7 protein-coding genes and 1 pseudogene are annotated in these 12,854 nt (G+C 71.0%); all 8 read left to right on the top strand.

Going from position 1 to position 12,854, the window contains the following annotated elements:
• The first annotated feature begins 171 nt into the window (after nucleotides 1-171).
• Complete coding sequence (gene dnaA, locus ACFTWP_RS22190) at nucleotides 172-2,172, top strand: chromosomal replication initiator protein DnaA (RefSeq protein WP_380266381.1); 2,001 nt, start codon at nucleotides 172-174, stop codon at nucleotides 2,170-2,172.
• 1,098 nt (nucleotides 2,173-3,270) lie between these two features.
• Nucleotides 3,271-4,401: a DNA polymerase III subunit beta gene (gene dnaN, locus ACFTWP_RS22185; RefSeq protein ID WP_073929216.1), complete on the top strand. Its 1,131-nt coding sequence runs from the start codon at nucleotides 3,271-3,273 to the stop codon at nucleotides 4,399-4,401.
• 216 nt (nucleotides 4,402-4,617) lie between these two features.
• Nucleotides 4,618-5,493 (top strand): phosphogluconate dehydrogenase (NAD(+)-dependent, decarboxylating), encoded by an 876-nt coding sequence (gene gnd, locus ACFTWP_RS22180; protein WP_380266380.1) that lies wholly within the window; start codon nucleotides 4,618-4,620, stop codon nucleotides 5,491-5,493.
• A gap of 103 nt (nucleotides 5,494-5,596) precedes the next feature.
• Nucleotides 5,597-6,730, top strand: a complete 1,134-nt coding sequence (recF, locus tag ACFTWP_RS22175; RefSeq protein WP_380266379.1) for a DNA replication/repair protein RecF — start codon at nucleotides 5,597-5,599, stop codon at nucleotides 6,728-6,730.
• A 116-nt stretch (nucleotides 6,731-6,846) separates the two neighbouring features.
• Nucleotides 6,847-7,377, top strand: a complete 531-nt coding sequence (locus ACFTWP_RS22170; protein WP_380266473.1) for a DUF721 domain-containing protein — start codon at nucleotides 6,847-6,849, stop codon at nucleotides 7,375-7,377.
• A 280-nt stretch (nucleotides 7,378-7,657) separates the two neighbouring features.
• Entirely contained in the window at nucleotides 7,658-9,682 is a 2,025-nt protein-coding gene (gyrB, locus tag ACFTWP_RS22165) for a DNA topoisomerase (ATP-hydrolyzing) subunit B (protein ID WP_380266378.1), read from the top strand.
• Between the two features lie 119 nt (nucleotides 9,683-9,801).
• Nucleotides 9,802-12,348: a DNA gyrase subunit A gene (gene gyrA, locus ACFTWP_RS22160; RefSeq protein WP_380266472.1), complete on the top strand. Its 2,547-nt coding sequence runs from the start codon at nucleotides 9,802-9,804 to the stop codon at nucleotides 12,346-12,348.
• A 213-nt stretch (nucleotides 12,349-12,561) separates the two neighbouring features.
• Nucleotides 12,562-12,854, top strand: a pseudogene (locus ACFTWP_RS22155) (hypothetical protein); the annotation flags it as partial.

Here is a 12,854-nt window from a genome sequence, read left to right as displayed (position 1 = left end):
CCCCAAGGGCCCCCGTCGCCCACAGCCTGTGGACAACGACTTGAATCAGGTCTGCCCGCTGACTACCGTTGCAGGACTTGTCTGGTTTGTTCTTCGATCCTTCTCCGATCCACAGTCTCTAGATCCATCAACCCCTGCTGGAGCCGCGGGGAACCGAGAAAGCGTGCACCAGTGGCTGAAGTCAACAGCGATCTCGTCCCGGTCTGGGCGAGGGTCGTCGAGCGGCTGGTCAACGACCCGGACGTCGGTGACAAGGACAAGCAGTGGGTGCGCCGGACCCAGCCGATGTGGATGATGCACGACACCGCCCTGCTCGCGGCGCCCAACGAGTTCGCCAAGCAGGTGCTGGAGGGCCGGCTGCTGCCGCAGCTGAGCGACGCGCTGACCCGTGAGTTCGGCCGCCCGGTGCGGATCGCCGTGATGGTGGACGCCAACGCGGTGCCGCCGGCCGCGGCCCCCGCCCCGCAGGCGCCCGCCGAACCGCAGCCGCAGCCCCACGGCCAGCCGCAGCAGAGCCCGGCCGACGCCCAGGGGCGGCCGGGCGAGTGGGCCGACCAGCAGCCCGCCCAGCCGCCGTACCGCGAGGACGCGGACTACCGCTCCCCCCGGCCCGAGCCCTACCCGCCGGCCGGCGAGGAGTACGGGCGTCCGTACGACCGCTCCTACGACCAGGGCTACGAGCGCGGCCGCTACGACACGGCCGGCTACGAGCAGCGCCCGGCCCCCTACGGCCCTCCGCAGCCGCAGCAGCCGTGGCCGCCGACGGACGCGCCCGAGCCGTCCTGGGACCCCCAGGGGGGCTACCAGGACCAGGACCAGCCGCCGCGCCAGGGCTACCGCACGCCGCAGGAGCACCCGGGTGCCCAGGGCGACGGCCAGGGGGACCTCTTCGGCGGGGCGTACAGCCCCGCGCCGGGCGAGGGTCGGCCGGTCCGCCGCGCCGGCGCCCGGCCGCCCCAGGACGCCCCCGGCGGCGCGCTGCCGCCCGACGTCAGGTCCCGGCCCTCGGTCGCCCCGCGCCCGCCGGCGGAGGCCGCGGAGCGGTCCGCCCGCCCGGGACTGCCGGACCGCACACCGAGCCCCGGTGTGCCCGCACCGCCCGGTGCTCCCCCGGCCGGCGGCTCCCGCAAGGACGAGCCGGCCGCCCGGCTGAATCCCAAGTACCTCTTCGACACCTTCGTCATCGGCGCGAGCAACCGCTTCGCCCACGCGGCGGCGGTGGCGGTCGCCGAGGCTCCGGCCAAGGCCTACAACCCGCTGTTCATCTACGGCGAGTCCGGGCTCGGCAAGACCCACCTGCTGCACGCCATCGGGCACTACTCGCGCAGCCTCTTCCCCGGTACCCGGGTGCGGTACGTGAGCTCCGAGGAGTTCACCAACGAGTTCATCAACTCGATCCGGGACGGCAAGGCGGACGCGTTCCGCAAGCGTTACCGGGACATGGACATCCTGCTGGTGGACGACGTCCAGTTCCTGGCGAGCAAGGAGTCCACCCAGGAGGAGTTCTTCCACACCTTCAACACCCTGCACAACGCCAACAAGCAGATCGTGCTCTCCTCCGACCGGCCGCCCAAGCAGCTGATCACGCTGGAGGACCGGCTCCGCAACCGCTTCGAGTGGGGGCTGATCACCGACGTCACCCCGCCCGAGCTGGAGACCCGGATCGCGATCCTGCGCAAGAAGGCGATCCAGGAGCAACTGAACGCCCCTGCGGACGTGTTGGAGTTCATCGCCTCGCGGATCACCCGCAACATCCGGGAGTTGGAGGGCGCGCTGATCCGGGTCACCGCCTTCGCCAACCTCAACCGGGCGCCGGTGGACCTGGAGTTGGCGGGGATCGTCCTCAAGGACCTGATCCCCGGCGGCGACGAGGACGCCGGTCCGGAGATCACCGCGCAGGTCATCATGCAGCAGACCGCCGCGTACTTCGGCCTGGGCGTCGACGACCTCTGCGGATCCTCGCGCAGCCGCGTCCTGGTGACGGCGCGTCAGATCGCGATGTACCTCTGTCGCGAGCTGACCGACCTCTCGCTGCCGAAGATCGGCGCCCAGTTCGGCGGGCGCGACCACACCACGGTGATGCACGCGGACCGCAAGATCCGCTCGCTGATGGCCGAGCGGCGCTCCATCTACAACCAGGTCACCGAGCTGACGAACCGCATCAAGAGCTAGCCGCGCGAGGGCGGTTGGGGCATCTCCAGGGGTGTCGGGGCAGGGTGTCCCGGCGCCCCTTCGGCATGTCCGGGGGCGGCACACGCCGCGTCCCACGGCCCGCAGTCCCGGCCGTCGTGCCGTTCGCCGTCGCAGCGCCCCGCCGGCCCGCCCGGACGCCTTCGGCCGGCGGTCCGGGCACTCCCGGCCACGGTGTCGCGCGGGGCTCTTCCATCGGATCCGGGGTGTGTAGGCCCCGCGGAACCGGGGCAGGATCACCGCAACGGACGGAACGACAGGCCGGGGGCCCTGCCGAACATCTGACCAGGTATTCGAACGGGTCGGACCCCCAGGGCCGTTGTCCACAGGGACGGGTGCTTTCTCCCCGTCCACAGGCTGGGGAGCCGGAAGTTATCCAGAATTCCTCCACAGGGGTGGCGACGCTACTCTCTTCAGCGCAGGTCAGGTGCCTGTGGACTTGTGCACAACCGTTATCCACAGCCTGTGGAAATCTGCCGGCCCGTCACTGGGCCGTCCGGGTTGTCCACCGCTTGTCCCCAGGCGGAGGCCGGTTATCCCCAGGTTCTCCACAGCCGCATCCACAGTTCGACAACATTGACCCGGCGTTCATGCCCAGGTGTGAAAGGCGTCACGTAATGTTGACCGGGGCCCGTGGATAACCCGGCCATGATCTGGGGACAGACCTGGGGATAACCTGTGGATACTCAGCGTGCCCTGTGGGTAACGCTCCGCTGTCCACAGCGGGCCCTGGTTATCCACCGGCGGCGTCCACAGGCTCTGTGGACAAAAAACGTGGCCTGACCTGCGAAAACAAGGTTATCCACGGTATCCACAGGCCCTACTACTACCACTACACCTATAGACCCCTGAGACTCGGTTAACAGGGGGTGGGCCGAAATCTGTGGACAGTCGAGCTCCGACACCTGTTCGGGTTGCTTCCGCCCGTCTGCCCCGTCTGTCGGTGGAGTACGTCAGACTGTCCTTCGGCAACCGGACGCGGAGTGGCAGAGCTCGGCGGGCAGGTGCCACCGGACGATCAAGACAGACCAAGACGATCAGAGACTGCGAGCGAGAGCTCGATCCAGGAGGCGGTTACCGGTGAAGTTCCGGGTGGAGCGTGACGTCCTCGCGGAGGCGGTGGCCTGGGCTGCTCGCAGCCTCCCGGCGCGGCCGCCGGTGCCGGTGCTGGCCGGCCTGCTGCTGACGGCGCAGGAGGGCAGCCTGGCGCTGTCCGGGTTCGACTACGAGGTCTCGGCCCGGGTCGAGCTGGAGGCGGACGTCGAGGAGGCCGGCACCGTCCTGGTCTCCGGCCGGCTGCTCAACGACATCTCGCGCAACCTCCCCAACAGGCCTGTGGAGATCTCCACCGACGGCCAGCGGGTCAGCGTGGTCTGCGGCAGTTCGCGCTTCACCCTGCCGACCCTGCCGGTGGACGAGTACCCGGCGCTGCCGCAGATGCCCACCGCCACCGGCACCGTCCCGGGCGACGTGTTCGCCTCGGCGGTCAGCCAGGCCGCGGTGGCCGCCGGCCGTGACGACACCCTCCCGGTGCTCACCGGTGTGCGGGTCGAGATCGAGGGCGACCGGATCACCCTGGCGGCCACCGACCGCTACCGCTTCGCGGTCCGCGAGCTGATGTGGAAGCCGGAGCAGGCGGACATCTCCGCGGTCGCGCTGGTCCCGGCCAAGACCCTGCAGGACATCGCCAAGTCCCTGGGCAGCGGCGACACCGTCTCCATCGCGCTGGCCTCGGGCGGCGCGGGCGAGGGCCTGATCGGCTTCGAGGGCGCCGGTCGCCGGACGACCACCCGCCTGCTGGAGGGCGAGTTCCCGAAGTTCCGCAGCCTCTTCCCGACCGAGTTCAACGCGGTCGCCGCGATCCAGACCCAGCCCTTCCTGGAGGCGCTCAAGCGCGTCTCCCTGGTCGCCGAGCGCAACACGCCCGTCCGGCTCAACTTCGAGCAGGGCGTGCTCACGCTGGAGGCCGGCTCCGGCGACGACGCCCAGGCCACCGAGCGGATCGACGCCGACCTGGAGGGCGACGACATCTCGATCGCCTTCAACCCCGGCTACCTGGAGGAGGGCCTCAAGGCCATCGACTCCGCGTACGCCCAGCTCAGCTTCACCACCTCGACGAAGCCGGCGCTGCTCAGCGGCAAGCCCGCGGTCGACGCCGAGGCGGACGAGGCCTACCAGTACCTGATCATGCCGGTCCGCCTCTCCGGCTGATCCGGCTCCCGGCTCCGGCCGGGGCTAAACCCTCAGCTGTACCCACAGGCTGTGCACGACCTGTGGACGGCCTCCGCCGGTCAGGACGACCGGCGGAGGCCGCGCCCGTTGTGTCGGCGGCTCGCCCGCCGAGGGTGCGACCCCTTCCGGCGTAGGCTCAGGCAATGCGGCAACGGCGCCGCCGTCAGGCACGTCACCACAGGTAAGGACTTGGTCATGGAGCTCGGCCTCATCGGTCTCGGCAAGATGGGCGGCAACATGCGCGAGCGGATCCGCCGCGCCGGCCACACCGTCATCGGCTACGACCGCAACCCGGACGTCTCCGACGTCGACAGCCTGCAGGAGCTCGTCAACAAGCTCCAGGGCCCGCGCGTGGTGTGGGTGATGGTCCCGGCCGGCGCCGCCACCCAGGCCACCGTCGACGAGCTCGCCGAGCTGCTCTCCCCCGGTGACGTGGTCGTCGACGGCGGCAACTCCCGCTGGACCGACGACGTCAAGCACGCCGAGGCGCTGTCCGCCAAGGGCATCGGCTTCGTCGACTGCGGCGTCTCCGGCGGCGTCTGGGGCCTGGAGAACGGCTACGCCCTGATGTACGGCGGCGACGCCGAGCACGTGGCCAAGGCCCAGCCGGTCTTCGACGCCCTCAAGCCCGAGGGCGAGTTCGGCGCGGTGCACGCGGGCGCGGTGGGCGCCGGCCACTTCGCCAAGATGGTCCACAACGGCATCGAGTACGCCATGATGCAGGCCTTCGCCGAGGGCTGGGAGCTGCTGGAGGCGGCCCCCGAGGTCACCGACGTGCGCGAGGTCTTCCGCAGCTGGCAGGAGGGCACGGTCATCCGCTCCTGGCTGCTCGACCTGGCCGTCCGCGCGCTGGACGACGACGAGCACCTGGCCAAGCTCAAGGGCTGGGCCGCCGACTCGGGCGAGGGCCGCTGGACGGTCGAGGCCGCCATCGACCACGCGGTGCCGCTGCCGGCCATCACGGCCTCGCTGTTCGCCCGCTTCGCGTCCCGCCAGGACGACTCCCCGCAGATGAAGATGATCGCCGCGCTGCGCAACCAGTTCGGCGGCCACGCGGTCGAGAACAAGTAGTCCACAGGGTGTGGACCGCGCGGCGCCCGCCGCGCGGTCCGCACCCGGCCCCTTTGTCAGCGGGACCACCAGCGGGACCAGAAGGCGAGCGCAGTCCACAGCCATGCACGTAGCGCACCTGTCGCTCGCCGACTTCCGCTCCTACCCCCGCGCGGAGGTCCCCCTCGACCCCGGGGTGACGGCGTTCGTCGGCCCCAACGGCCAGGGCAAGACCAACCTGGTCGAGGCCATCGGCTACGTGGCCACCCTCGGCAGCCACCGGGTGGCCACCGACGCCCCGCTGATCCGGCTCGGCGCCGAGCGGGCCGTGGTCCGGACCTCGATCACCGCGGGCACCCGCAGCACCCTGGTCGAACTGGAGATCACCCCGGGCAAGGCCAACCGGGCCCGGATCAACCGCTCGGACAACGTCCGCCCGCGGGACGTGCTCGGCCTGCTGCGCACCGTGCTGTTCGCCCCGGAGGACCTCTCGCTGGTCAAGGGCGACCCGGGGGAGCGGCGGCGCTTCCTGGACGAGCTGCTGACCGCCCGCGCCCCCCGGCTGGCCGGCGTCCGCCAGGACTACGAACGGGTGCTGAAGCAGCGCAACGCCCTGCTGAAGACCGCGGCGATGGCCCGGCGGGCCGGCGGCGGCAAGGCCGCCGACCTCTCCACCCTGGAGGTCTGGGACGGTCACCTGGCCCGCGCCGGCGCCGAGTTGACCGCCTTCCGGCTGCAGCTGGTGGCCGCGCTGCAGCCGCTGGTACGGCAGGCGTACGACCAGCTGGCCCCCGGTGGCGGGGAGACCGTGCTGGAGTACCGCAGCTCCTTCGAGGGCGAGCTGCCGGCCAGCCGCGAGCAGGCCGAGGAACAGCTGCTGGCGGCGATGGTGGCGGCCCGCAAGCAGGAGATCGAGCGCGGCCTGACCCTGGTCGGGCCGCACCGCGACGAGCTGCTGCTGCGGCTGGGCCCGCTGCCGGCCAAGGGGTACGCGAGCCACGGCGAGTCCTGGTCGTTCGCGCTGGCGCTGCGCCTGGCCTCGTACGAGCTGCTGCGGGCGGACGGCGGTGAGCCGGTGCTGATCCTGGACGACGTCTTCGCGGAGCTGGACGCCCGGCGGCGGGACCGGCTGGCGGAACTGGTCGCGGGCGGTGAACAGGTGCTGGTGACGGCGGCGGTCGCCGACGACGTGCCCAAGGCGCTGGCCGGCGCGCGGTACGCGGTGGCCGACGGTGCGGTGCGGCGCCTCGACCCCTGACCGGGCCCGACCCCTGACCGGGTCCCGAACGGGCGGCGGCCTGTGTTCCGCGTCATGGCCCGGATGTCCCCCGTACCTCGTAAGCTGGACGGCCTGTCCACAGCCTGGGGAAGGAGATCGTCGTGAGTGATCCGGCGCAGCTGTCCCCCGAGCCCTCGGGCGTGGACCTGGCGCGCGTGGCGCTGCGGGCCGCGAAGGAGCAGGCCCGCAAGCGCGGCGAGCAGGTCCGGGAGAAGCGCGAGGCCAAGCGGCACGGCCTGCGCAGCGGGGCCCGGGCCGACGGCCGCGACCCGGTGCCGCTGGGGGCGGCGCTGAACCGGCTGATCACCGAGCGGGGCTGGGAGGCGCCGGCGGCGGTGGGCGGGGTGATGGGGCGCTGGCCGCAGATCGTCGGGCCGAACATCTCGGCGCACTGCGAGCCCAAGCACTACGAGGAGGCGACTGCCGTCCTGACCGTGCAGTGCGACTCGACCGCGTGGGCGACCCAGCTGCGCCTGCTGGCGCGCCAGCTGGTGGCCAGGCTGAACCACGAGCTGGGCCACGGCACGGTGAAGGTGATCAAGGTCCTGGGGCCGGCGGCGCCGGTCAGGGGCTACGGACGGCTGCGCGCACCCGGCAGCAAGGGCCCCGGCGACACCTGGGGGTGAGGCGGCCTCGGCCGCTCCCGCCGGGGGCGGCCGGATCGGCTCGCGGATCGGCGCCCTCCGGAACCGCTGACGGCCCTTTTGAGCGCTCTGGGCCCCCGGGGCGAGTATCGGGACATGTCCAGAGGGGATTTCGGGCGGCATATCTGCCCTCAGGGGCTGCCAAACGCCCATCTCTGTCAGTCGTACCGGTAGACTGAAAGCCAAACACTGTTGCTTGTAGCAACCGAGTCGAACCGCCGTGGTCGCACGCCCTCCCGTCCAGTGGGAGGGGATGCGGCCCGTGCTGTGCCAGAGAGGGCGCTTCGTGGCCGATTCCGGCAACCCCAGCCAGAACCAAGAATCCATCGACCCGACGACCGGAAAGGCCTACGACGCCGACGCCATCCAGGTGTTGGAGGGTCTCGACGCCGTCCGCAAGCGCCCCGGCATGTACATCGGCTCGACCGGCGAGCGCGGCCTGCACCACCTGGTCCAGGAGGTCGTGGACAACTCCGTCGACGAGGCCATGGCCGGGCACGCGGACACCATCGACGTCACGATCCTGGCCGACGGCGCGGTGCGGGTGGTCGACAACGGCCGCGGCATCCCGGTGGGCATGGTCGCGAGCCAGGGGAAGCCGGCCGTCGAGGTCGTGCTGACGGTCCTGCACGCGGGCGGCAAGTTCGGCGGCGGCGGCTACGCGGTCTCCGGCGGTCTGCACGGCGTGGGCGTCTCGGTCGTCAACGCGCTCTCCACCCGCCTCGCGGTGGAGATCCACACCGACGGCCACCGCTGGACGCAGGAGTACAAGCTGGGCGAGCCGACCGCCCCGCTGGCCAAGCACGAGCCGACCGACCGGACCGGCACCAGCGTCACCTTCTGGGCCGACCCGGACATCTTCGAGACCACCGTCTACTCCTTCGAGACGCTGTCGCGGCGCTTCCAGGAGATGGCCTTCCTGAACAAGGGCCTGGCCATCTCGCTGACGGACGAGCGCGCGGAGCACCTGGACGAGGAGGGCAAGCCGCTCTCCGTCACGTACAAGTACGACGGCGGCATCGCCGACTTCGTGACGCACCTCAACTCCCGCAAGGGCGAGGTGATCCACCCCTCCGTGATCGACTTCGAGTCGGAGGACAAGGACAAGGCGATCTCGGTGGAGGTCGCGATGCAGTGGAACACCTCGTACACCGAGGGCGTCTACAGCTTCGCGAACACCATCCACACGCACGGCGGCGGCACGCACGAGGAGGGCTTCCGTGCGGCGCTGACCGGCCTGGTCAACCGCTACGCGCGGGACAAGAAGCTGCTCCGGGAGAAGGACGACAACCTCTCCGGCGAGGACATCCGCGAGGGTCTGACCGCGATCATCTCGGTCAAGCTCGGCGAGCCGCAGTTCGAGGGCCAGACCAAGGACAAGCTGGGCAACACCGAGGCGAAGACCTTCGTCCAGAAGGTGGTGCACGAGCAGCTGAACGACTGGCTGGACCGTCACCCGGTCGAGGCCGGCGACATCATCCGCAAGTCGATCCAGGCCGCCACCGCCCGCGTGGCCGCGCGCAAGGCGCGCGACCTGACCCGTCGCAAGGGGCTGCTGGAGAGCGCCTCGCTGCCGGGCAAGCTGAGCGACTGCCAGTCCAAGGACCCGGCCGAGTGCGAGATCTTCATCGTCGAGGGTGACTCCGCCGGCGGCTCCGCCAAGCAGGGCCGCGACCCGCGCACCCAGGCGATCCTCCCGATCCGCGGCAAGATCCTTAACGTCGAGAAGGCCCGGATTGACAAGGTGCTGCAGAACACCGAGGTCCAGGCGCTGATCTCGGCCTTCGGCTGCGGCATCCAGGAGGACTACGACGAGTCCAAGCTCCGCTATCACAAGATCGTCCTGATGGCGGACGCCGACGTCGACGGGCAGCACATCCGCACCCTGCTGCTGACCCTGCTGTTCCGCTTCATGCGGCCGCTGGTCGAGGCCGGCTACGTCTACCTGGCGATGCCCCCGCTGTACAAGATCAAGTGGGGTCGGGACGACTTCGACTACGTCTACTCGGACCGCGAGAAGGACTCGGTGATCGCCGCCGGCACCGCGGCCGGCCGCCGGCTGCCCAAGGACGACGCGATCCAGCGCTTCAAGGGTCTCGGCGAGATGAACGCCGAGGAGCTGCGGATCACGACCATGGACCAGGCGCACCGGCTGCTGCAGCGGATCACCCTGGAGGACGCGGCCCGCGCCGACGACCTGTTCTCCGTCCTGATGGGCGAGGACGTCGAGGCCCGCCGCTCCTTCATCCAGCGCAACGCCAAGGACGTCCGCTTCCTGGACGTGTGACGGGCCCCGCGCCCGCCCCCACGTACCAGTCACGCGTGAAAGGAAACTGACCACCAGTGGTCGACGACAACCGTCCCGACGGCGAGCAGCCGGACAGCACCACCGCCACCGACGTCTTCGTGTCCCGGGTCGAGCCGATCGAGCTCGAGACCGAGATGCAGCGCTCCTACCTCGACTACGCGATGAGCGTGATCGTCAGCCGGGCGCTGCCCGAGGTCCGCGACGGCCTCAAGCCGGTGCACCGCCGCGTCCTCTACGCGATGTACGACGGCGGGTACCGCCCCGAGAAGGGCTACTACAAGTGCGCCCGCGTCGTCGGCGACGTCATGGGCAACTACCACCCGCACGGCGACACCTCGATCTACGACACGGTGGTCCGGCTGGCCCAGCCGTGGTCGCTGCGGATGCCGCTGGTGGACGGCAACGGCAACTTCGGCTCCCCGGGCAACGACCCGGCGGCGGCCATGCGCTACACCGAGTGCAAGATGATGCCGCTGGCCATGGAGATGATGCGCGACATCGACGAGGAGACCGTCGACTTCGCCGCCAACTACGACGGCCGCTCGCAGGAGCCCACCGTCCTGCCGGCCCGCATCCCCAACCTGCTGATCAACGGCGCCACCGGCATCGCGGTCGGCATGGCCACCAACATCCCGCCGCACAACCTGCGCGAGGTCGCCTCCGGCGCGCTCTGGGCGCTGGAGCACCCGGAGGCCTCCAACGAGGAGCTGCTGGAGGCCCTGATCGAGCGGATCAAGGCCCCGGACTTCCCGACCGGTGCGCTGATCGTCGGCCGCCGCGGCATCGAGGACGCGTACCGCACCGGCCGCGGCTCGATCACCATGCGCGCGGTGGTGGAGGTCGAGGAGATCCAGGGCCGCCAGTGCCTGGTGATCACCGAGCTGCCGTACCAGGTCAACCCGGACAACCTCGCGCTGAAGATCGCCGACCTGGTGAAGGACGGCAAGGTCGCCGGCATCGCCGACGTCCGCGACGAGTCGTCCTCGCGCACCGGCCAGCGCCTGGTGGTCGTGCTCAAGCGCGACGCCGTCGCCAAGGTCGTGCTGAACAACCTGTACAAGCACACCGACCTGCAGACCAACTTCGGCGCCAACATGCTGGCCCTGGTCGACGGCGTGCCGCGCACGCTCTCGCTCGACGCCTTCATCCGGCACTGGGTGAGCCACCAGGTCGAGGTCATCGTCCGGCGCACCACCTTCCGGCTGCGCAAGGCCGAGGAGCGGGCGCACATCCTGCGCGCGCTGCTCAAGGCGCTCGACCTGATCGACGAGGTCATCGCGCTGATCCGGGCCTCGGACAGCGCCGACGCCGCCCGCACCGGCCTGATGGGCCTGCTGTCGATCGACGAGCTCCAGGCCAACGCGATCCTGGAGATGCAGCTGCGCCGGCTGGCCGCCCTGGAGCGCCGCCGGATCATGGAGGAGCACGACGAGCTCCAGCGCAAGATCGACGAGTACAACGCGATCCTCGCCTCGCCGCCGCGCCAGCGCGAGATCATCTCCGAGGAGCTGACCGCGATCGTCGAGAAGTACGGCGACGAGCGGCGCTCCACACTGATCCCCTTCGACGGCGACATGTCCGTCGAGGACCTGATCGCCGAGGAGGACATCGTCGTCACGATCACCCGTGGCGGCTACGTCAAGCGCACCCGCAGCGACCTCTACCGCTCGCAGAAGCGCGGCGGCAAGGGCGTGCGCGGCGCGCAGCTGAAGCAGGACGACCTCGTCGACCACTTCTTCGTCACCACCACGCACAACTGGATCCTCTTCTTCACCAACAAGGGCCGGGTCTACCGCGCCAAGGGCTACGAGCTGCCGGACGCCGGGCGCGACGCCCGCGGCCAGCACGTCGCCAACCTGCTGGCCTTCCAGCCGGACGAGCACATCACCCAGGTGATGGCGGTGCGCACCTACGAGGACAAGCCGTACCTGGTGCTGGCCACCCGGGCGGGCCTGGTCAAGAAGACCCCCCTGAAGGACTACGACTCCCCGCGCTCCGGCGGTCTGATCGCGATCAACCTGCGGACGGACGAGAGCGGCCGGGACGACGAGCTGATCGGGGCGGAGCTGGTCTCCGCCGACGACGACCTGCTGCTGGTGTCGCGCAAGGCCCAGTCCATCCGCTTCACCGCCACCGACGAGGCGCTGCGCCCGATGAGCCGGGCCACCTCCGGCGTGAAGGGCATGTCCTTCCGCGAGGACGACGAGCTGCTGTCGATGAACGTCGTCCGGGAGGGCACCTACGTGTTCACCGCGACGGACGGTGGCTATGCCAAGCGGACGGGCGTGGACGAGTACCGTGTCCAGGGGCGCGGCGGCTACGGCACCAAGGCTGCCAAGATCGTCGAGGGCCGCGGCTCCCTGGTGGGCGCGCTGGTGGTCGACTCCACGGACGAGATCATGGCGATCACCCTCTCGGGTGGTGTAATCCGCACAAGGGTTTCGGGAGTACGTGAAACCGGACGTGACACGATGGGCGTCCAACTGATCAACCTCGGAAAGCGCGACGCGGTGGTGGGCATGGCCCGCAACGCGGAGGCGGAGGACGAGGAGGCGGCGGAGGACGAGGCCGGTACGGCCGAGACGGACGCCACCGAGGCTGTGGAGGGCACGGAGACGGCCACCGGCGAGGAAGCCCAGGCCTGACCCCCTGCCACGGCGTTCGCACCGCCGCGCCCAGCGCGCGGCGGTGCGGACGCCGACCAGTACCGGGCAATCCCGCCGGGCGCTGGATGACGAGTGACGAACCGGGCCGGGAACCGCCGGCCCGGCGGTGAGTGCGGGAGGACCAGGGTGAGTGGAGCCACGGGTGCTGCGGGAGGCGCCGCAGGCGGCCGTCCGGGCGCAGCACAGGGCGGCATGCCGTACGGCGGTGTTCCGCAGACTCCGGCCGAGCACCCGGCTGCGTCCACCTCGCTGATGCCCCCGGTCGGTTCGGGCGGTCAGCCGGGTGCGGCCGGTGGCTACGGCACGCCGCCACCGCCGGCGGCCCCGCCGGCCGCGCCGGCGCCGGCCGGCGGCGGCAGCGGGTTCTCGCAGCCGACCACCTACGCCAAGGGCCAGCCGACGCCGGCCCGCGGCACGCGGGTGAACGCGGGTGCCCCGGCGGCGGCGGGCGGCGCGCCCGGTCCGGCCGCCCCGGCGGGCGGCGC

Source organism: Kitasatospora sp. NPDC057015 (assembly GCF_042673745.1).
Lineage (GTDB): Bacteria > Actinomycetota > Actinomycetes > Streptomycetales > Streptomycetaceae > Kitasatospora.
This window is presented reverse-complemented; position numbering and strand designations above follow the sequence as displayed.